The organism is Erythrobacter oryzae, assembly GCF_030271515.1.
Lineage (GTDB): Bacteria > Pseudomonadota > Alphaproteobacteria > Sphingomonadales > Sphingomonadaceae > Erythrobacter > Erythrobacter oryzae.
The window spans coordinates 561,453-579,170 of sequence record NZ_JASCXI010000003.1; the positions used below are offsets into that span (position 1 = coordinate 561,453).

The 17,718-nt window shown below is 66.9% G+C and carries 21 protein-coding genes; 9 read left to right on the top strand and 12 right to left on the bottom strand.

Annotated features, from left to right (window positions below; genetic code table 11):
- Positions 1-14 precede the first annotated feature (14 nt).
- Positions 15-1,019: an NADP-dependent oxidoreductase gene (locus PFX90_RS11650; RefSeq protein ID WP_285712626.1), complete on the top strand. Its 1,005-nt coding sequence runs from the start codon at positions 15-17 to the stop codon at positions 1,017-1,019.
- A gap of 109 nt (positions 1,020-1,128) precedes the next feature.
- Here PFX90_RS11650 and mobA read toward each other — a convergent pair whose 3' ends face one another.
- The 3 genes from mobA to PFX90_RS11665 are packed head-to-tail and all read right to left on the bottom strand — an operon-like array spanning position 1,129 to position 2,391.
- The gene (gene mobA / locus PFX90_RS11655) at positions 1,129-1,656 is read right to left on the bottom strand and encodes a molybdenum cofactor guanylyltransferase (protein ID WP_285712627.1); all 528 of its coding nucleotides are present in this window, start codon (positions 1,654-1,656) and stop codon (positions 1,129-1,131) included.
- The gene (locus tag PFX90_RS11660) at positions 1,634-1,975 is read right to left on the bottom strand and encodes a putative quinol monooxygenase (RefSeq protein WP_285712628.1); all 342 of its coding nucleotides are present in this window, start codon (positions 1,973-1,975) and stop codon (positions 1,634-1,636) included. The genes mobA and PFX90_RS11660 overlap by 23 nt, the downstream gene beginning before the upstream one ends.
- A 5-nt stretch (positions 1,976-1,980) precedes the next feature.
- On the bottom strand, positions 1,981-2,391 hold the full coding sequence (locus tag PFX90_RS11665) for a nuclear transport factor 2 family protein (protein WP_285712629.1): 411 nt from the start codon (positions 2,389-2,391) through the stop codon (positions 1,981-1,983).
- Between the two features lie 120 nt (positions 2,392-2,511).
- Here PFX90_RS11665 and PFX90_RS11670 point away from each other — a divergent pair, with 120 nt between their 5' ends.
- Entirely contained in the window at positions 2,512-3,324 is an 813-nt protein-coding gene (locus tag PFX90_RS11670) for an SDR family NAD(P)-dependent oxidoreductase (RefSeq protein ID WP_285712631.1), read from the top strand.
- 503 nt (positions 3,325-3,827) lie between these two features.
- Here the strand turns inward: PFX90_RS11670 and PFX90_RS11675 are convergent.
- Positions 3,828-4,604, bottom strand: a complete 777-nt coding sequence (locus tag PFX90_RS11675) for an SDR family NAD(P)-dependent oxidoreductase (RefSeq protein ID WP_285712632.1) — start codon at positions 4,602-4,604, stop codon at positions 3,828-3,830.
- Between the two features lie 204 nt (positions 4,605-4,808).
- Between PFX90_RS11675 and PFX90_RS11680 the strand changes: the two genes are divergently transcribed.
- Positions 4,809-6,428, top strand: a complete 1,620-nt coding sequence (locus tag PFX90_RS11680; RefSeq protein ID WP_285712634.1) for an FAD-dependent oxidoreductase — start codon at positions 4,809-4,811, stop codon at positions 6,426-6,428.
- On the opposite strand, the gene PFX90_RS11685 is transcribed toward PFX90_RS11680, so the two are convergent.
- Genes PFX90_RS11685 through PFX90_RS11695 form a run of 3 tightly spaced genes read right to left on the bottom strand, consistent with a single transcriptional unit; the run spans position 6,425 to position 9,610 of the window.
- Positions 6,425-7,756 (bottom strand): aromatic ring-hydroxylating oxygenase subunit alpha, encoded by a 1,332-nt coding sequence (locus PFX90_RS11685; RefSeq protein WP_285712635.1) that lies wholly within the window; start codon positions 7,754-7,756, stop codon positions 6,425-6,427. The two genes, PFX90_RS11680 and PFX90_RS11685, sit on opposite strands and share 4 nt — an antisense overlap.
- 1 nt (position 7,757) lies before the next feature.
- A complete protein-coding gene (locus PFX90_RS11690) occupies positions 7,758-9,023 on the bottom strand; it encodes a cytochrome P450 (RefSeq protein WP_285712637.1) in 1,266 nt (421 codons plus the stop codon).
- Positions 9,023-9,610, bottom strand: coding sequence for a carboxymuconolactone decarboxylase family protein (locus tag PFX90_RS11695; protein ID WP_285712638.1), 588 nt, complete (start codon positions 9,608-9,610; stop codon positions 9,023-9,025). Before PFX90_RS11695 ends, PFX90_RS11690 begins: the two co-directional genes overlap by 1 nt.
- Before the next feature lie 126 nt (positions 9,611-9,736).
- Between PFX90_RS11695 and PFX90_RS11700 the strand changes: the two genes are divergently transcribed.
- Genes PFX90_RS11700 through PFX90_RS11710 form a run of 3 tightly spaced genes read left to right on the top strand, consistent with a single transcriptional unit; the run spans position 9,737 to position 11,966 of the window.
- Positions 9,737-11,047 carry a cytochrome P450 gene (locus PFX90_RS11700; RefSeq protein ID WP_285712639.1) on the top strand — a complete coding sequence of 437 codons (1,311 nt, stop codon included), beginning with the start codon at positions 9,737-9,739 and terminating at the stop codon, positions 11,045-11,047.
- Positions 11,047-11,448 (top strand): putative quinol monooxygenase, encoded by a 402-nt coding sequence (locus tag PFX90_RS11705; protein ID WP_285712640.1) that lies wholly within the window; start codon positions 11,047-11,049, stop codon positions 11,446-11,448. The genes PFX90_RS11700 and PFX90_RS11705 overlap by 1 nt, the downstream gene beginning before the upstream one ends.
- Complete coding sequence (locus PFX90_RS11710) at positions 11,427-11,966, top strand: nuclear transport factor 2 family protein (protein ID WP_285712641.1); 540 nt, start codon at positions 11,427-11,429, stop codon at positions 11,964-11,966. The genes PFX90_RS11705 and PFX90_RS11710 overlap by 22 nt, the downstream gene beginning before the upstream one ends.
- Positions 11,967-12,080: 114 nt before the next feature.
- On the opposite strand, the gene PFX90_RS11715 is transcribed toward PFX90_RS11710, so the two are convergent.
- Positions 12,081-12,434, bottom strand: coding sequence for a nuclear transport factor 2 family protein (locus PFX90_RS11715; protein ID WP_285712643.1), 354 nt, complete (start codon positions 12,432-12,434; stop codon positions 12,081-12,083).
- A 120-nt stretch (positions 12,435-12,554) separates the two neighbouring features.
- Between PFX90_RS11715 and PFX90_RS11720 the strand changes: the two genes are divergently transcribed.
- Both PFX90_RS11720 and PFX90_RS11725 read left to right on the top strand, forming a co-directional pair.
- Complete coding sequence (locus tag PFX90_RS11720) at positions 12,555-13,088, top strand: carboxymuconolactone decarboxylase family protein (RefSeq protein ID WP_285712647.1); 534 nt, start codon at positions 12,555-12,557, stop codon at positions 13,086-13,088.
- Positions 13,085-13,450: a hypothetical protein gene (locus tag PFX90_RS11725; RefSeq protein ID WP_285712648.1), complete on the top strand. Its 366-nt coding sequence runs from the start codon at positions 13,085-13,087 to the stop codon at positions 13,448-13,450. The genes PFX90_RS11720 and PFX90_RS11725 overlap by 4 nt, the downstream gene beginning before the upstream one ends.
- On the opposite strand, the gene PFX90_RS11730 is transcribed toward PFX90_RS11725, so the two are convergent.
- Together PFX90_RS11730 and PFX90_RS11735 are read right to left on the bottom strand one after the other, a co-directional pair.
- The gene (locus tag PFX90_RS11730) at positions 13,447-13,965 is read right to left on the bottom strand and encodes a VOC family protein (RefSeq protein WP_285712649.1); all 519 of its coding nucleotides are present in this window, start codon (positions 13,963-13,965) and stop codon (positions 13,447-13,449) included. The genes PFX90_RS11725 and PFX90_RS11730 overlap by 4 nt on opposite strands.
- A 1-nt stretch (position 13,966) precedes the next feature.
- Positions 13,967-15,559 carry a fatty acid--CoA ligase gene (locus PFX90_RS11735; protein WP_285712650.1) on the bottom strand — a complete coding sequence of 531 codons (1,593 nt, stop codon included), beginning with the start codon at positions 15,557-15,559 and terminating at the stop codon, positions 13,967-13,969.
- A gap of 88 nt (positions 15,560-15,647) precedes the next feature.
- Between PFX90_RS11735 and PFX90_RS11740 the strand changes: the two genes are divergently transcribed.
- Positions 15,648-16,055: a PaaI family thioesterase gene (locus tag PFX90_RS11740; protein ID WP_285712651.1), complete on the top strand. Its 408-nt coding sequence runs from the start codon at positions 15,648-15,650 to the stop codon at positions 16,053-16,055.
- Here PFX90_RS11740 and PFX90_RS11745 read toward each other — a convergent pair.
- Both PFX90_RS11745 and PFX90_RS11750 read right to left on the bottom strand, forming a co-directional pair.
- Positions 16,052-16,591, bottom strand: a complete 540-nt coding sequence (locus tag PFX90_RS11745) for a nuclear transport factor 2 family protein (protein ID WP_285712652.1) — start codon at positions 16,589-16,591, stop codon at positions 16,052-16,054. The two genes, PFX90_RS11740 and PFX90_RS11745, sit on opposite strands and share 4 nt — an antisense overlap.
- Positions 16,588-17,589 carry an NADP-dependent oxidoreductase gene (locus PFX90_RS11750; RefSeq protein ID WP_285712653.1) on the bottom strand — a complete coding sequence of 334 codons (1,002 nt, stop codon included), beginning with the start codon at positions 17,587-17,589 and terminating at the stop codon, positions 16,588-16,590. Before PFX90_RS11750 ends, PFX90_RS11745 begins: the two co-directional genes overlap by 4 nt.
- Positions 17,590-17,718: the final 129 nt, after the last annotated feature.

The window sequence follows — 17,718 nt, forward strand, 5'->3', positions numbered from 1 at the left end:
AGAGGAGACACCCAATGCCCACCACCACCCGCCAATGGCTCCTGAACGGACACCCGCGCGGCCGCGGGATCGAGATCGAGAATGATTTCAAGCTGGTGGAAACCCAGCTCCCCGATCCCGCCCCGGGCGAGATGCTGTTGAAGACGCATTACCTCGGCTTCGATCCGGCGCAGAAGGGCTGGATGGAGAACATCGCCGACTACGTCGCGCCCATGAACATCGGCGACGTGATGCGCGGCAGCGGGATCGCCGAGGTCGTGGCGAGCAACGGCGGCCGTTTCGCGGTCGGCGACATGGTGTTCGGCACCACCGGCTGGACCGAATATCTTGTGACCGACGGCAAGGAGCTGACCAGGGTCGAGACCGAGATCTCGCCCACCGCGGTGCTCTCGGTGCTGGGGACGACGGGGCTGACCGCCTATTGCGGGCTGTTCAAGGTCGGCAAGCCCGTGGCGGGCGATACCGTGCTGGTGAGCGGGGCTGCGGGGGCGACGGGGAGCATCGTCGGCCAGCTCGCCAAGATCGCCGGCTGCCGCGTGGTCGGTATCGCGGGGGGCCAGGACAAGTGCGACTGGCTGGTGCGCGAGGCGGGCTACGACGCCGCGATCGACTACAAGGCGGGCCGCGTGAAGGAGCAGATCCGCGAGCTCTGCCCGCGCGGGGTCGACGTGATCTACGACAACGTGGGGGGCAAGATCCTCAACGACATGCTCGCCTGCATCGCCACCGGCGCGCGGGTGGTGATCTGCGGCGGGATCAGCCGCTACGAGACCGGCAGCCTGCCGGCGGGCCCCGAGAACTACTTCAACCTCGTCTTCCGCCGCGGGACGATGGCGGGCTTCATCGTGCTCGACTGGGCGAGCGAGTTCCCTGGCATCCGCAAGCGGCTCGAGGGCTTCGTCAAGGATGGCAGCCTCAAGTATCAGGAGGACATCCAGCACGGCTTCGAGAATGCCCCGGCGACCTTGCAGCGGCTGTTCTCGGGGCAGAACCGCGGCAAGCAGATGCTGAAGCTGTAACCCTCGTCATTGCGAGGAGCGCAGCGACGCGGCAATCCATGGATCGAGGTTGCGCCCGAGGGAACGGTCGGGCCATGGGTTGCTTCGCCTACGGCTCGCAATGACGTGGCTAGATCAGATCCTCGGGGTAATTGACGTTCATCAGCGCCCGGGGAAGCTCGACCCGCCGCGCGCCCACATGGTCGGCAAAGCGGTAGAGCGACCTGCCGCCGCCTGCGAGAAACGCCTCCAGCAAAGGGGCGGCGCTCACCGGCCACAGCCCCACCACCGGCTGGCTCTCGACGATCGCCGCGCCTTCTCCCGCCAGCGATGTGGCGAGATCGAAGGGCAGGTCGGGCACGTCCACGCCCGCTGACAGCACCCCGTCGAAGTCCTGCTCCCCTGCATGGCGCAGCGCCGCGGCGAGGCCTCCCAGAGGGCCCAGCCCCGGCTCGGGCCAGTCGGGCAGGCAGGCGAACCCCGCCTCCTCGCGCCCGCACACCACCACGGCTGCGCACTGCGCCGACAGCGCCGCCGCCACACGGTCGATCAGCCGCGCGCCCTCGAACAGCGCCTGCGCCTTGTCGCTGCCGAAGCGGCGCGCCTGTCCTCCGGCGAGGATGGCTCCCAGCAGCCTAGTCGAACGCCTCGGTTGCATTGCCATCGGCATTGTAGACCGGCCCCTCCGCGTCAACCCGGTACTTCTTGCTGACCGCCGCGGTGATCCCGAACTGGCCGATATGGTCGCGCATCCCCGTATAGGCCGGGTCGCGGAAGTGGGCGGCGAGGGCCTCTTCGCTCTCCCATTCCTCGAACACGTTGACCCGCGCGGGGTTCATCGAGCAGGCGCTCCAGTCGTAGTGGATGCAGCCCTTCTCGGCGAGCGCTGCCTCGATATGCGGACGGGCGCTGCGCAGGGCCTCCTCGCGCTGGGCCGGGTCGAGGTCGATCTGGGCGGAGATAAGGATTTTTGCCATGGGTTTCAGCCTTCCACGCCGAATTCGGCGATGATCTTGAACTTCCGGCTGGTGAACAGCCAGCGGCCATCGATCTTCTTCAATTCGTCTTCATAGAGCCCGCCGACATGGCGCGCCTTGCCGTCCTTGGGCTTCAGGATCTCCTGCGTCTGCACCCGCGCCTTGGCGGTGTCGCCGGTGACTTCGATCATGCAGGGCACGCAGTGGAAGCTCACCGCCTCGAGCCCTGCCATGGCTCCGTTCCAGAACGCCACAATGGCTTCCTTGCCCTCGGTCTGGTGCCCCATCAGGTCCCAATGGGCGTCGTCGGCCCAGACCGTGGCCCAGGTCGCGGCGTCGATCCGCACCACGCCATCGGCATAGGTGCCATTCAATTCATGGATCGCCACGCGATCCTCGAGGGGTCCTGTGAACATTGCTCTCTCCCTTGTTGCGCCCGGCTATCGGCCCCGAGCACGGCAAGCGACAATGCCCACTTTTGGGAAGGGTTATCGCCCGCCCGTCCGTGTTACCCCGCTGCCCGAGAGAGGAGACACATGATGGGACAACTCGCAGGCAAGAGCGCCGTCATTCTGGGCGCGGCGTCGGAGGGCAACATGGGCCAGACCATCGCCCGCCTGTTCGCCAAGGAGGGCGCCAAGGTGATGGTCGCGGGGAGGAAGGAGGCGCCGCTCGCTGCGCTCGCGGCGGAGATCGGCGGGGCCTATGCCCTGTGCGACATCGCCAAGAAGCCCGAGGTCAACGCGATGGCCGACAAGGCCGCGGCCACCTTCGGGCGGGTCGATATCGCGATCAACACCACCGGCTGGGGGCTGCTCGCGAGCCTCGAGGAGATCACCGACGAACAGCTCGACCAGATCGTCGACCTGCAGTTCAAAGGGGTGCACCACTTCCTTCAGGCCTTCGTCCGGGTGATGAGCGCGCAGAGTCCCACCGGCGGCTCGCTGATCTCGCTGTCCTCGGCGACCACCAAGGCGATCATCACCAACCACGCGGCCTATATCGGCACCAAGCGCGGGTCCGAGGCGCTGATCGAGTGCGTGGCGAATGACTACGGCCACCTCGGGATCAAGGCCAACACGGTCTCGCCGGCCTTCACCGACAGCCCGATGACCCACGAGAGTTTCCAGGTGCCGGGCCTGACCGACGCCTTCCTGCCGCGCTATCCGATGGGACGGCTCAACACGGTCGACGACGTTGCCCACGCCTGCCTGTGGCTCAGCACCGATCGGGCCTACGTCACGGGGGCCAATATCCAGCCCAACGGGGGCCTTATCATGCGCGGCAATCCGCAGGCGCACGATGTGGCGGCGGCGGTCGGCGCGGCGATGGCGAAGCTGCAAGGCTAGGCCGCGCGGCGGATATCTCGCGAAGTTCACGAAGTTCACATTGCAAAAGGTGCATTCCTACAGGAATTCGCGAGCGCAATCATGGACGTGCTAGCGAAAAGCGAAGTTCACACTGTGCGCGACGCTGCTTGCGGCGAAGTTTACAAAGCTGACAGTGTAAACTTCGCATTCCTACCGGAATTCCGCTTTTCCCTCATGGGGTTGTAGCGGAAAAGCGAAGTTGACACTGTGCTTGTTGCTGCGCGAACCAGTCCGGTGCGAGCGGGTCGGTGCAGGGGGCGAGCGGACGATGGGAAAGAGCCACCCGGCAGCACAGCCGGGCCGCTTCTTTACCCTGTCGGCGCGCTGTAGGAAAACGGCTTCACGCGCGCTACGCGCACCGCCGCGCCAACGGGCTTCAGCTTCAGGCCACGGCGGCAGCCGTCCGGCTGCATTTTCGCGTTCGGGAGGGCGCTCGCAGGCTGGCGCCTGCTCGCGTTCGGGACCGGTGCCCGGGCGCAGCCTCAATACTGCGCCGTCCCGCCGTCGACGCTGATCTGCTGGCCGGTGATCCCGCCGCCCGCCTCGCTGGCGAGCAGCACCGCGACCGCGGCCACCTCCTCGACCGTGTTGGGCCGCTTGATCGCCGCTTCGGAGGCGAACATCTCGATCATCTCCTCGAACTCGAGGCCCATCGCCTTGGCCGTCGCCGGGCCGTTGTTCTTGATTATGTCGGTGATGACGATGCCGGGGCAGATGGCGTTGACGGTGACGCCCGCCGCGCCGACTTCGCGCGCGAGGCTCTTGGTCATGCCGTTCACCGCGTGCTTGGCAGCGGAGTATGCCGTCAGCACCGGCTTGCCGTGCTTGCCCTCCATCGAGGAGATGTTGATCACCCGGCCGTGGCCCTTCTCCAGCATCGTCGGCAGCGCGCGGCGGGTGGCCCAGAAGGTCGAATAGACGTTCCACTTCATCGCCTCGTCGAAGGCGTGGTCGGAGAGGTTGACGAGCGGCTGCAAATCGCCCGCGCCGCCTGCATTGTTCACGAGGATATCGAGCGTGCCGAAATGCGCCGCGACGTGGTCGACGAAGCCCTCGAGGTCGGACTGGCTCATCACGTCGCCCGCGACGAAGATCGCGCGCTCGCCCGCGCCCAGCTCTTCGAGCACCTTGGCGCCCTTCTCGGCGTTGCGTGCGAACAGCGCGACGCTCGCGCCCTCCGCCAGGAACGCCTCGGCGATCCCGCGCCCCATGCCTGCCGTGCCCCCGGTGATCGCGGCGATTTTTCCTGCGAGTTTCATGTAATTGCACCCTTCCTCGTCATTGCGAGCCGCTGGCGAAGCAATCCATGGACTGGCGTTGCTTGCGGGCGCAGCGGCGATTGATGGGTTGCCGCGTCGCCCTTCGGGCTCCTCGCAATCACGAATAGGGGGGCGAGGGAGTGAACGCACCTTGCCAAAATGACGGGTTGCCGCGCCCCGCCTCGCGGGCGTCTAACCTCACGCATGGACGAGGTGGATGTCATCATATTGGGAACGGGCGCGGCCGGCATGGCGGCCGCGCTCGCAGCACACGAGGCGGGCGCGCGGGTCGCGCTGGTCGAGCGCTGGGACCGCATCGGCGGCACCTCGGCGATCTCGGGCGGGGTGATCTGGGTGGCCGACAACCCCCGGATGCGCGCGGCGGGCATGGCCGACAGCCGCGAGGAGGCGCTCGCCTATTTCCGCAGCCTCGATCACGGCGATCTGGTCGACGAGACCTTGGAGGCCTTCGTCGACCGGGGGCCGGAGGCGCTGGCTTTTCTGGAAGAGGCGGGCGCGCTCAGCGTTTCGGTGCTGCCGGGCTATCCCGACTATTACCTCGATCGGCCGGGGGCCAAGCCGGAAGGGTCGCGGGCGCTCGACCACGATCTGTTCGATCTGCCCGAACTGGGCGAGTGGGCCGCGAAGATCTACGCGATCGAGGAGCCCAAGCCGCTGATGCTGCGCGAGACGCCCTTGGGCGGCGCGACCGCCTTGCCGCCGCCGGAGGTGCTCAGCCAGCGCATGGCCGCGCGCCAATGCGGCTTCGGACAGGCGATGGTGGCGCGGCTGCTCAAGGCCTGCCTTGCGCGCGGGATCGAGCCGGTGCTCGGGGTGGAAACGCACCGGTTGCTCAAGGACGGTGAGCGGATCACCGGGATCGAGGGTGAACGCGACGGCGCGCCCTTCGCCATGTCCGCGCGCCGCGGCGTCATCATCACCACCGGCGGGTTCGAATGGGACGCTGAACTGCGCCAGACCTTCCTGCGCGGCCCCGTCACCGCGCCCGCGAGCCCGCCGACCGGCACCGGCGGGGGCCTCAAGCTTGCGATGGCGGCGGGCGCGAAGCTCGGCAACATGACGAGCGCGTGGTGGGCGCCCACTCTGGTCACCCCAGACGCGCCTTGGGCGAGCGGCGAGCCCCGCGCGCAGATCATCCTGATCGAGCGGACGGTGCCGCACAGCATCATGGTCAACCGCTCGGGACGGCGCTTCTGCAACGAGGCGGCGAATTACTCGGCGCTGGGCGGGGTGTTCCACCAGTTCGATCCGGCGCATTACGATTACCTCAACCTGCCCGCATACCTGATCTTCGACGCGCAATATGTGCAGCGCTATCCCTTGGGGACGCGCCTGCCGGGGCAGCCGATGCCGGAGTGGGTGAAGCGGGCGGAGACTTTGGAGGGGCTGGCGGAGCAGATCGGTCTAGACCCGGCAGCGCTGGCGGAGACGATCGCGCGCTTCAACGCCCATGCCGACGCGGGCCACGACCCCGATTTCGGGCGCGGCACCAGCGCCTATGACCACTTCTATGGCGACCGCTCGCGCGAAGGCACCGCTGTCACCCTCGGTGCAATCCGTGAGGCGCCCTTCTATTCCGTCGAGATCAGCTCAGGCCTGCTCGGCACCAATGGCGGGCCGAGGACCGACGGGCAGGCGCGCATCCTCGGCCATGACGGCGCGCCGATCCCGGGGCTGCTGGGTGCGGGCAATGCCATCGCCTGCCCCACGGGGGGCATCTATGCCGGCGCGGGCGGGACGCTCGGCCCGGCGCTGACCTTCGGCTATATCGCGGGGCGGACGGCGGCGCTGGCGAACCTCTAGGCCCCCACCCAGCGGTCGATCGTATCGTGGAAGAACCGCACCCGCGCCTCCTGGCCTGCGAGGTGCCCGCCCTTGTAGCCGCGCGATCTGAGGCCGAGTTGCTGCTCGCTCCAGATGCTCACGTCCTGATCGATGCCGGGGCCGCAGGACAGCTCGCCAACCACCCCGCGCTGGTGCGGGACGGGGAGGGTGCGGTCGACTTCCTGCCCCATCGAATAGGCGTAGTAGCGGTCCACGCCCTCGGGGAACCACGTGAAGTACCACATGTCGAAATAGCACCGCTCCGGGTCGGTCGGGTGCGGATCGGCGCGCAGCCAGATGCAGCCGTCGGGCTTGAGGCTGAAGCTGATGTTGGGGAAGATCGTATAGTGGAAATGGTCGGTCAGCTGGGCATCGTGGAAGTGGCTGAAGTCGTAGCCCTTCTCCGCGCCTTTCTCGCGCTTCGCCTGCTGGAGCGCCTCGCGGGTGCGGAGCGGATCGTCGCGAAAATCCTCGGGGTCGAGGCCCCAATAGGTGAGTTCGGTGCGCATCATGTCGAGCACGGTGTCGGTGTGGCCCCGCAAGGATCGTGACGGCCGCGAGCCCGGCATGAACATCCGCGCATGGCCGTGGGGGGCGTAGAGATCGAACTGGCAGTCGCGGTAAGACTGCTCCATCACGAAGCGGGTCTGGGGGTGGACGAAGGGGAGGTGATAGGACTCGTTGAAATTGTCCTGCACGCACTTCCAGTTCCAGTCGCCCTCAAGCGTCACCCAGTGGGTGCGATGCATCTGCTCCATCTTGTAGAGTTCGAGCTGCGGGCCGACGGGGCCAAGGTGCTCGGCCAGCGGGGCGGCGTGGGGATCGAGATTGACCCAGACGAAGCCCGCGAAGACCTCGCAGCGCACCTCCTCCAGCCGGACTTTCCCGCACGGATTGCCGCCCGCAAAATCCTCTGGGCAGGGGACGAAGTTCAGCTCGCCTTCGCTGGTGAAGCGCCAGCCGTGGTAGGAACAGGCGAGGCGTTTGGAATGGCCCTCCTCCTCCATCACCAGCCGCTTTCCACGGTGGGGGCAGACGTTGTAGAAGGCGCGCACGACGCCATCCTCGCCGTGGGTGACGAGGATGGACTCGCGCCCGATCTCGTAGGTGAAGAAGTCCCCCGGCCTTGCGACCTGCGCGGCGAGGCCGCCGATCAGCCATGCCTTGGTCCAGATCCCCTCCCACTCGCGGTCCATGAAGTCGCGCGACCAATAGCGGCTGCCGTCGATCGGCTTGTCCGATAGCCTCGGCATCGGCTGCGGCGTGACGTCGATCCGCTGCGAGGCGGGTTTCAGGAGCGTCGCCATCTCAGCGCTTCTTCGCTTCGAACACGATGTTGAGCTGCTTGAGGCTGCGCAGCAGAAAGTGCGGGTGGTAGCTGAAGTCGTTCTCGCCCGCGGCAAAGTCCATGTCCTCGAACCGGTCGACCACCGCCTGGAAGCCCCATGTCAGCTCGCGCCTTGCCAGCGGCGCGCCGAGGCAGTGGTGCGTGCCTGACCCGAAAGCCATATGCGCGCCCGCCTTGGGCCGGTCGAGATCGAGCTTCTCCGGGCATTCGAAGAAGCGCTCGTCGCGGTTGGCTGCGCCGTAGCGGACATTGACGACCGAGCCTGCGGGGATCGTCACCCCGTCCAGTTCCACATCCTTGTGGGTGAAGCGCATCAGCGATTGCACCGGGCTTTCGAGCCGCAGCACCTCCTCGACGAAATTGCGCATATACTTGTCGGGATCGGCCTTGAGCTTGGCCCAGACATCCTTGTTCTCGATCAGCAGCTTCATCCCCGCTGCGAGCGCATTGGTGGTCGTCTCGCTGCCGCCCACAAAGGTATCCGCCATCATCTCGGCGTGGAGTTCCTCGTCGTTGAGGGGCCGCCCCCAACCCTCGATCACGGTGTTGACCAGCACCGAGATCAGCGAGCCGTCGGGCTCCTCCCTTAGGCGTTCGAAGATCGGCTGGAAGTAGTGCTGCGCCTCGATCTCGCGGTCGACCATTTCGAGGTGCTTGTCCTCGGGCAGCATCAACGAAATGCGGTGGAAGAAGGCGTCGGTCCACCCCTTGATCCGCCACATGTCTTCCCGCTTCGCGCCCATCTGCTCGCCGATGATGAAGAGGGGGAGGGGGACGCAGAACTGGCGCACCCAGTCGCAGCGGCCCTCATCGACAAACTCGTCGATCAGCTCGTAGGCGAGGGTTTCGACGCGCGGGTCGATTTCCTTGATGCGGCTGGGCTTGAACGCCTCGTTGAACATCGCGCGCATCTGCTTGTGATTGGGATCGTCCCGCCCCGCCAGCGTGGGCGCGGGGAGCCAGCCCTTCTCGCGGAACCGCTCGGCGACCTTGCGCCCGCGCTCCATGTCGACCGGCGAGGCGCGCATCAGCTCGCTCAAGGCTGTGGAGGGGAAGCGCGCCGGGTCCATCAGCACCTCGCGCACGTGGTCGTAGCGGCTGACGACATAGATCTGCGTGCCGGGGATGTTGTAGACCGGCGCCTCGTCGCGAAGCTGCTTGTAGGCGTCATAGGGGCACTGCTGGAGCGCGGGGTCGAACAGGTTGATCTGCGGCGGCGAGTTCATCAGCGCACCTCGATCTTGTCGGCGCCCCAGGGTGCGATCTTTTCGGCGGTCTTGAACGCCTCGGGCAGCTCCTCAACCATGTGATAGGTCGCCGCGAGCCGTCCGAAGCCGACGAAGAAAGCGACCGTCATGCCCAGTTCGACGATCTGCGCCTCGGTGAAATGCTGGCGGAGGTCGGCGTAGACCGCGTCGTCGATCGCCAGATGATCGGTCGCCATCAGCTCGCCGTAGCGGATCGCGGCTTTCTCGGCCGCCGAGAGGTTTTCGGCCTCTTGCGGGCGTTCTAGCGAGCACACCAGCCCCTCGGTCACGCCGTCCGCGACCGCATCGGAATAGCGGATCGCCATGCAGGAACGGCACTGGTTGAAGAAGGCGACGCGCAAGCGCACCAGCTCGACCAGCCGCTCGGGCAGGGAGCGATTGCGCTTCAAGGCCCCGCCGAAGCCCATCAGTCCCAGCGCCTGCTCGGGGCAATGCGCGAAGTAGCGGGTGAGGCCCTGTTCGAGGTCGGTCAGGTTGTCCGGCTGGATCGCGGCGACAAGGCGCGCGTCCCACTGGTCGGGGGGAAGCTTCTCGATGCGGCTCACAGGTCTCTCTCCCCTATCGGCACTGGCATTTTCGCCCGTTTCCGTTGCGGAAAGGCTGGGGGACAACCCCTCCATCAGCAATTGGCGGATTCGCTAAGCGAACCGCTCCGCAAGGGAGAGGCGGATTTGCAGGCGGAGAAGCCCCGCACCCTGGCCGATGTCGACCTGTTCGCTCCGGGCGCGCAGGAGCATTGGTATGAGGCCTACGCGATCCTCCACAAGGAGGCTCCGGTGCAGCGCCTGCCGGGCGAGGGGCTGACCCCGGGCACCGATGCCTTCGTCCTTACCAAATACGCGGACATTTCGCGGGTGGTGAAGGACTGGGACCGCTTCCCGCCGACGCTCTCGCTGCTGGTGGAGCATATTCAGGCCTCGGGCGAGATGCCGAGCCACATACCCGATATCGACGCGATGGTCGCAAGCATCGTCTCGCTGCGCCCTGACCCGGAGCTGTGGCGCGCGCATCGCAAGGAGCTGACCGATCCGTGGGTCGGTCCCGGCTGCACGCGCCATGCGGCGATGATCGCGGGGCATGTCGATGCGCTGATCGCCGGGATGCTGACGAAAGCGAGGGCAGGCGAGCCGGTCGATTTTGTCGCCGACTTCGCCCGCCCCCTGCCTCAGCGGGTGATGGCGAGCGTGCTCGGCTTTCCGATGGAGGACATTCCCCGACTCGAACAATGGGGCAATGCGCAGGTCATGTCCTACGTGATCGGGACAACCCACAAGAACATCCTCACCCCCGAACAATCCGCCGAAAAATTCCGCCTGCTGGCGGGGATGAAGGAGTATGTCGCCGAGCAGACCCGCGAAAAACGCGCCCGCCCGCAGGACGATATGGTCAGCTTCCTGACGCAGGTCGAATATCAGGCGCTCGGCCGCAAGCTCACCGACGACGAGATCAATGGCGTGGTCTACGCGATGGTGATCGGCGGGCTGGAGACGACGCAATATGCGCTCGCGGAGCAGGCGCAATTGCTGTGCGAGCGGCCAGGGATGTTCGCAACCCTGCGCGGCAACCGCAGCGCGATCCGCACCTTCATCGAGGAAGGGATGCGGCTGCGCTCGCCCACGCAGGGCCTCTCGACCCGCATCTGTGCGCGGGACGAGGTGTTTCAGGGCGTGGAGGTGCCCGCCGGTTCCATGCTCCACCTCAGGTGGGCCGCCGCCAATATCGACCCTGACGAATTTGAAGACCCGCTCGACCTGAAACTCGACCGCAAGGCCGCCACCCGTCACCTCGCTTTCAGTCAGGGGCCGCGTTCGTGCCCGGGCTCCAACATCTCGCGCCTCGAACAGATGATCGCGTGGGAGAAGCTCTGCGACGCCTTTGCCGATCTCGCCTACGCGCCGGGCAACGACTTCCGCCACCAGGGCGGGATCATGCTCGGCATTTACCGGCTGCTCTTGACCCTCACACCCACGGAGACCCCCTGATGGCCAGCCTGCTCGCGCACATAAAGATCCAGCCCGGCAAGGAGGACAAGTGGGAGGCGATCATGCGCGACATGGTCCACCACACCTTCGGCACCGAGGAGGGCGTGATCCGCTACGAATACTGGAAGGGGCAGGAGCCGCTTTCCTATTACTGCCTGCTGAGTTTCAAGGACAAGTGGGCCTTCTATCATCACCAGATGTCCGACCATCACGAAGGCCACGATTTTGGCGATGTGCTGGCGGGGATCACGCTCGAATATATCGACCCGGTCGAGGGCGCGGGCGGGGGCCTGCCGCACACGTCCGATCCCGCGCTCCCTGACGATGCGAGCGACAACATGAAGATCGCGCAGGAACGCTTCCCCCTTTCCATTCCCGCATGGTGGGGGGCACGCGCATGAGCCTCGAGGCGAAGGTGCAGGAGCTGCTCGACCGGCAGGCGATCCACGATCTGATCGCGCGCTATTCGCGCACCCTCGACTGGCTCGACGACGAGGGGCAGGCGGGGTGCTACTGGCCCGACGCGGCGATCGACTACGGCTTCTTCACCGGCACCGCGGCGGAGTTCGTGCCCGTGGTGATGGCGGTGGAGCGCTCGACCGGGCGGCGCTGGCATTTGCTTGCGCCGCTGGCGGTGAAGCTGACCTCTGCGACCACGGCCGAGGGTGAGTGCTATGGCGTCGCGCTCGGCTTCCGGCGCGAGGACGAGAGCGAGCCCTACCGGGGCAACATGTATGGCGGGCGCTATCTCGACACCTACGAGAAGCGGGGCGAGGAATGGCGCATCGCCAGCCGCCGCTACATCATGGACTGGACCATGCCGATGCCCGACCAGCCCGACGCCTCGCCCAACGCCGCCTTCCCGCTGCCGATGCTCGACCTGAGGGAGAGCGGGCACCCGGATTACCGGCGGATGTGATCCATACCTTCGTCATTGCGAGGCCGAAGGCCGCGGCAACCCATGGACCGACCGCTTGCCGCACGCTCGGGCCATGGGTTGCTTCGTCGCGACGCTCCTCGCAATGACGGGGAATTACTCCGCCGCCGGGTCCATGTAATCGCGGTAATAGGTGAGCTTGCCGCCCTCGACCTTGTAGATGCCGCAGCCCCCGCGCGGGGCGTGGCCCTCCATGTGCATCGTCCAGCGCGCCCACACCGCGTGATCGTCACCGCAGATCTCGTCGACGGTGAAGTGGACCTTCCGCTCGCCCATCTCCTTCACCATCGTGGTCATGAAGCCCATGATCGCCTCGCGGCCGCGGTATTGCCCCCAGATGGGGTCTTCGAGAAAGGCGTCCTCGGCGAAGAGATCGACCAGCTTGGTGTAATCGCCGCTGTCCTGAATGCGCCAGAAGTCCTCGATCACACGTTGTGCTTGGCCTGCCATTGCTCTCTCCCTCGCTGTTTCGCGCAATCTGCCACGCAGCCCCGCAGCCCCGCCCCTGCGAAAATGGCGAGGGAGTCGTAACGGCACCCTGGGGTATCCTCGCGGCAAAGGAGAGGCCTGATGTCGACCATCCCCCGCGTATCCTCCGCCATTGCCGGAGAGCCGCCGCACTTCGGCAGCGTTCTCGCGCACCAGCCCGCGATCGCGGAGAGCTTCTTCGCGCTCTATGGCCGCTTCTGGGGCTCGGACGTGCTTTCCGCGCGGATCAAGGAGGTCGCGCGGATGCGCAACGCGCGGGTCACCGAGTGCGGCTTCTGCCGCAATGTCCGCTTCGACAAGGCGGTTGCGCAGGGCCTCGGCGAGGAGGTGGTCGACGACATCACCGACGGCTACGAGACCTCCGCCAAGCTCACCGATGCCGAGAAGGCCGCGCTCAAGTTCACCGACGCGCTGATCCACGATCCCGAGCTGCTGAACGGCGATGCGAAGGCGGCATTGCAGCGCCATCTTACGCCCGAGCAGATCGCGGAGCTCGGCCTCGGGGTGACGCTGTTCCTCGCGCTCGCCAAGGCGCTGATCACGATGGGGCTGGAGCCGGAGGTGATGGACCGCACCGTGCTGCCGACGCCCGCCGTGTTGGAGGATGTCGCATGAGCGCGGTGTGTGCAGCCTTGGCGGCTGACCCGGTGCTCGCCAGCCACTATGCCGATTTCCGCGGCAAGACCGAAGCCGCGCTCGACCCGGCGCTGGTGGCGCTGGTGCGGCAGGCGGTGGCGGCGGTGCACGGGATGGGAGCGGCCCCCGATGAAAGCGGACTGGACGCGGGCACCCGTACCGTGCTCGCCTATGCGCGGCGGATGCCGTTCGAGCACACCGCGATCAGCGATGCCGAGGCGGCGGCGGTCGTCGCCCATCTGGGGGAGGCCGGTTTTGTGGCGTTCTCGGTGCTCGCCGCACTGGCCGATGCCGAGTGCCGCGCCGAGCAGGTCGGATTGGCGGAGCTGGCGGGGGGCTAACCCAGCTCCCGGATCAGGTCCTTGCCATCCCACCCCTGCGCAGCGGCGGCGACGAAGTCGTAGAACGCGGTCAACTGCTCGGTCGGCTCATACAGCTCCAGCATATGCCCGAGGCTCGCGCGCGTCTCGACGAAGGCGAAGGCCGTGCCGCCCTGCGTAACAGATAGCTGCGCGAGCGGCGCGCCCACGCTTGCGAACCGCGCAATCGCCGCCTCCAGATCATCCACGAACAGCGCCGCGTGGTGCAGCCCCTCGCGGCCCGAGCCATGGGGAAACATCTCGTGTAGCGCGGAATCGTCAGGATTGTGCTGCACCACCAGTTCGACCATCACGCTGCCCCATTGGCCATAGGCGCTCGAGTGGTCGAAGGGGCGCGCCACCCCACGATGCACCGAGGATGCGAGTGCGACATGGCGCAGCACGAAGAACGGCCCCGAGCCGAACCGCCGGTGATGTGCCGCCGCCGCTGCCTCGAGGTCGTTCACCTTGTAGGCCAACTGGCGGACAGGCAGCACCTCAGTTCACCGCCCGGTCCTTGCCCGCCCAATAGGGCGCGCGCAGTTCGCGGCGCAGGATTTTCCCCGAGGGGTTCCGCGGCAGGGCGGGGATGAAGTCCACCGACTTGGGGCACTTGTACCCCGCGATCAGCGTGCGGGCGTGAGCGATCAGTTCGGCCTCGGTCAACGCCTCGCCCGCCTTCACCACGACGCAGGCCTTCACCGCCTCGCCCCATTTGGGATCGGGCACGCCGATCACCGCCACGTCCGCCACCTTGGGGTGCGAATAGAGTGCGTTCTCGACTTCGGCGGGGTAGACGTTCTCGCCGCCGGAGATGATCATGTCCTTCACCCGGTCGTGGATGTAGAGGTAGCCGTCCTCGTCGAGATAGCCCGCGTCCCCGGTGCGCAGCCAGCCGTCGGCATCGATGGTGGCGGCGGTGGCATCGGGGTTGTTCCAGTAGCCGCGCATGTTCTTGGACGAGCGCGTGGCGATCTCACCCACGGTGCCGGCCGGAACCTCGTTCCCCGCCTCGTCGATCACTTTGATCTCCACGCCCGCGAGCGGCTTGCCGACGCTGCGCATCCGCACTGAGCCTTCGGGCACGTGGTCCTCGGGGTCGAGCGCGACGATCGTGCCGCTGGTCTCGGTCATGCCGTACATCTGCACGAAGCCGCAGCCCATCACGCGGATCGCCTCGCGCATCAGCTCGAGCGGGATGGGAGAGGCGCCGTAGGTGACATACTTCAGCCGCGAGAAATCGACCTCGCCCACCTTCGGGTGGTTGAGCAGGATTTGCAGCGCCGCCGGCACCAGGAAGATCTTCGAGATGTTGTAGTTCTGGATCAGGTCCAGCGCCTTGGTCGGATCATATTCGGGCAGGACGATGGAGTTGGTGCCCGCCACCAGCGTGCCGATGCCGGTGCCGGTGCCGCTGATGTGGAAGCAGGGCATCGCGAGCAGCGTGACATCGCCCGGGATCGGCTCCTGCCACTCACGCATCGCCTCGGCCGCCGCGGTGGCGTCGCGGCTTGAGAGGATCGAGCCGTGGGTGATGACCGCGCCCTTGGGCTTGCCGGTGGTGCCCGAGGTGTAGAGCTGGAGCGCGTCGTCCTCAGCCTTGACCCGGTGCGCGGGCGGTGTGGCCGGAAAGCCGTCGCGCCAGATGCGGTAGTCGGTGCCCGTGAAGTCCGGCGCGTCGATGCCGATCACCTGTTCGACATGGGGGCAGTCGGGCCGGATTTGCGAGAGCACTTCCGCAAACCCCTCGCCTACGAACACCACCTTGGCGCAGGAGTTGTCGAGCACATAGGCGACTTCCGGCGCAGCGAGGCGCCAGTTGACCGGGGTCATTACCGCGCCGATCCGGTTCGCGCCGAGGAAGGCCTCGAAATAGAGCGGGTGGTTCTTGCCGAGGAAGGCGACGCGGTCCCCCGGCTTCACGCCGAGTGCGACGAGGCCGTTCGCCACCCGGTCGGCGCCCGCGTCGATCTCGGCGAAGCTGATGTCCTCGCCCGCATAGCTGAAGGCGGCCACATCGCCCTGATTGCGGGCGTGTTCGCGGACGATGTCGCAGAAAGACTCTGCGGCCAGTGCTGTTGTCTCTCCCATGGGGCGAGGGGATACCCCGCGAGGCCGCGCGTGTCATTGGCACAATTCATAGCGGGCAAGGCCGCGCGGGGCGGGGTAGGGTGCGGGGATGGCGATACCTTCAGGCTTCGAACCCGCCGGCTTCACCCCGGGCTTTCTCGACCACGGCGGACCCTATTATCTCGGGGCTGCGGTGGACGGCGTGCGGGTGGTGGGCCTGCTCATCTGCCCGCACCACATCAACTACCGTGATGCAGCCCATGGCGGGGTGATCTCGACCTTCGCCGATGTGGCTTTGAGCCATGCGGTCTATGATGCCGACCGACCCCGCCTCGCGCCTTCGACTGTGACGCTGACGGTCAACTATCTCGCCGCGGCGAAGCTCGGCGACTGGCTTGAGGCCCGCGTGCGGATCGACCGGCTGGGCGGGCGCACCGCCTATGCCTCGGGCGGCATCTGGCGCGGAGAGGAGCAGGTGGCGACGATGTCCGGCGTGTTTGCCTTCAAGCGAGGCTAGCCGAGCCACGCCTTCACCGCCGCCGTCGAAGGATCGCGCTCGTCGTGGTAGCCTGCCGCGCCCTCGGGCGTATCGGAGAGGTCGACGCCCACCACCACCCGGAACTCGCGCCAGTCGTAAAGCCCGGTGCGCTGGGCGAGGCGCCATTCTCCGCCCCGCTTCTCGAACCGGTCGACATAACGCCCCGCGACGATCGCGGAGTAGATCACCCCCTTGTCCGGAAACACCGCTGCCAGCGGGTAGCCGGGGGGGATGGTGTGCATCGCGGTCATGTAGGTTTCGGTGTGGCACACCTCGCTGTCCTCGAACCCGAAGATCGTCTGGCCGAGCTGGTGCTGGGTCGCAAGGCAGGGGTCGATCACGGCGCGCGCCTGCTCCACGAAAGCGCGCCAGTCGCCCTCGATCGCGCCGAAGCGGAAGGTGGCGTCGGTGTGGAATAGGCGCTCCATCATCCCCCAGCGCCGCCGGTCGATGGCGTGGGCATAGGCGGCGAGGATGTCGCGGATCGCCTCGCGGTCTTCCAGTGTGCCGGTCATGGTTCGAGCTCCACGATCACCTTGCCGATATTGGCCCCGGTGAAGAGTTTGGCATAGGCGGTGAGGGTGTTTTCGAGGCCGGTGGTGACGTCATAGGGCATCACCAGTTCGCCGCTTTCGGTCCATTCCCGCAGGCGGCGGGTGAGGGCGGGGCCCTCGTGCATGAAATCGGGCGAGAAGAAGCCCTCGATCCTGAGGCGCCGCATAAGGACCTGATCGAATTCGCGCGGGGCGGTGCGGGTGCCTGCGGTGTAGTCGGCGAGCAATCCGCACACCGCGATGCGGCCATAGTGGTTCATGCGGGTGAGCACCTGATCCAGCAGCGGGCCGCCGACATTGTCGAAATAGACGTCGAAGCCGCCCGCTGCGTCGAGCTGTTCGGCAAGGGCACCTGATTTGTAATCAGCGGTTCCGGCGATCCCTAGCTCCCCGGTGAGGTAAGCGCATTTCGCCGCACCCCCCGCGATGCCCCACGCCTCGCAGCCCAGCAGCTTGGCGATCTGCACCGCGAGGATCCCCGTCGCCCCCGCCGCGGCCGAGACCAGCACCCGCTCGCCGGGCTTCGCCGCGCCGGTGCGCTCGACGCCCCACAGCGCGGTCCACCCGTTCATCCCCAGCGGCCCGAACCATGCGCGCCGGTCGGCGACGGTGGGATCGAGCAGGATCGCGCCTGACATCACCGCATCGACCGTGCTGACCTCGGCCCATTGCCCGAAGGCGCGGACGAGATCGCCGATGCCAAAACCCTCGGCGCGGCTCTCGATCACCTCGCCCAGCACCAGCCCCGTCATCGGCCCGCCGACCGGGAGCGGCGGCTGGTAGCCGTCCTCGCGGTCCGACAGCCACATCCGGGTGCCGGCGTCCATCGACAGATGGGTGTTGCGGATGCGGATCTGGCCGTCTTCGAGCGGGGCGAAGTCCTCCTCCACCAGTTCCAGCGCGGCGGCGAAATCGGTGCCCTCGGGGCGGCGCGCGATGCGCCAGATGCGGTTGTCCATGCGGGGCTTGTCAGACCGCCGCACCGCTACGGCAACCTCGCCTTTTCGCTAGGGCCGCGCGCGCCCCGGCTATCACTTTGGCGCGGTGCAGCGTTGCGGGGGCCTTCCTAGTCTCGCCCCACAAGAACA

What these genes read in the sequence shown, in the direction of transcription:
- PFX90_RS11675 (WP_285712632.1), bottom strand. Translation starts at nt 4,604, where the DNA reads ATGAAACTCGCAGGAAAAATCGCCGCGATCACCGGGGGCACGGCAGGC.
- mobA (WP_285712627.1), bottom strand. Translation starts at nt 1,656, where the DNA reads ATGCAACCGAGGCGTTCGACTAGGCTGCTGGGAGCCATCCTCGCCGGA.
- PFX90_RS11705 (WP_285712640.1), top strand. Translation starts at nt 11,047, where the DNA reads ATGGCCAGCCTGCTCGCGCACATAAAGATCCAGCCCGGCAAGGAGGAC.
- PFX90_RS11735 (WP_285712650.1), bottom strand. Translation starts at nt 15,559, where the DNA reads ATGGGAGAGACAACAGCACTGGCCGCAGAGTCTTTCTGCGACATCGTC.
- PFX90_RS11680 (WP_285712634.1), top strand. Translation starts at nt 4,809, where the DNA reads ATGGACGAGGTGGATGTCATCATATTGGGAACGGGCGCGGCCGGCATG.
- PFX90_RS11710 (WP_285712641.1), top strand. Translation starts at nt 11,427, where the DNA reads ATGGTGGGGGGCACGCGCATGAGCCTCGAGGCGAAGGTGCAGGAGCTG.
- PFX90_RS11685 (WP_285712635.1), bottom strand. Translation starts at nt 7,756, where the DNA reads ATGGCGACGCTCCTGAAACCCGCCTCGCAGCGGATCGACGTCACGCCG.
- PFX90_RS11745 (WP_285712652.1), bottom strand. Translation starts at nt 16,591, where the DNA reads ATGACCGGCACACTGGAAGACCGCGAGGCGATCCGCGACATCCTCGCC.
- PFX90_RS11740 (WP_285712651.1), top strand. Translation starts at nt 15,648, where the DNA reads ATGGCGATACCTTCAGGCTTCGAACCCGCCGGCTTCACCCCGGGCTTT.
- PFX90_RS11650 (WP_285712626.1), top strand. Translation starts at nt 15, where the DNA reads ATGCCCACCACCACCCGCCAATGGCTCCTGAACGGACACCCGCGCGGC.
- PFX90_RS11660 (WP_285712628.1), bottom strand. Translation starts at nt 1,975, where the DNA reads ATGGCAAAAATCCTTATCTCCGCCCAGATCGACCTCGACCCGGCCCAG.
- PFX90_RS11715 (WP_285712643.1), bottom strand. Translation starts at nt 12,434, where the DNA reads ATGGCAGGCCAAGCACAACGTGTGATCGAGGACTTCTGGCGCATTCAG.
- PFX90_RS11720 (WP_285712647.1), top strand. Translation starts at nt 12,555, where the DNA reads ATGTCGACCATCCCCCGCGTATCCTCCGCCATTGCCGGAGAGCCGCCG.
- PFX90_RS11690 (WP_285712637.1), bottom strand. Translation starts at nt 9,023, where the DNA reads ATGAACTCGCCGCCGCAGATCAACCTGTTCGACCCCGCGCTCCAGCAG.
- PFX90_RS11670 (WP_285712631.1), top strand. Translation starts at nt 2,512, where the DNA reads ATGATGGGACAACTCGCAGGCAAGAGCGCCGTCATTCTGGGCGCGGCG.
- PFX90_RS11750 (WP_285712653.1), bottom strand. Translation starts at nt 17,589, where the DNA reads ATGGACAACCGCATCTGGCGCATCGCGCGCCGCCCCGAGGGCACCGAT.
- PFX90_RS11725 (WP_285712648.1), top strand. Translation starts at nt 13,085, where the DNA reads ATGAGCGCGGTGTGTGCAGCCTTGGCGGCTGACCCGGTGCTCGCCAGC.
- PFX90_RS11665 (WP_285712629.1), bottom strand. Translation starts at nt 2,391, where the DNA reads ATGTTCACAGGACCCCTCGAGGATCGCGTGGCGATCCATGAATTGAAT.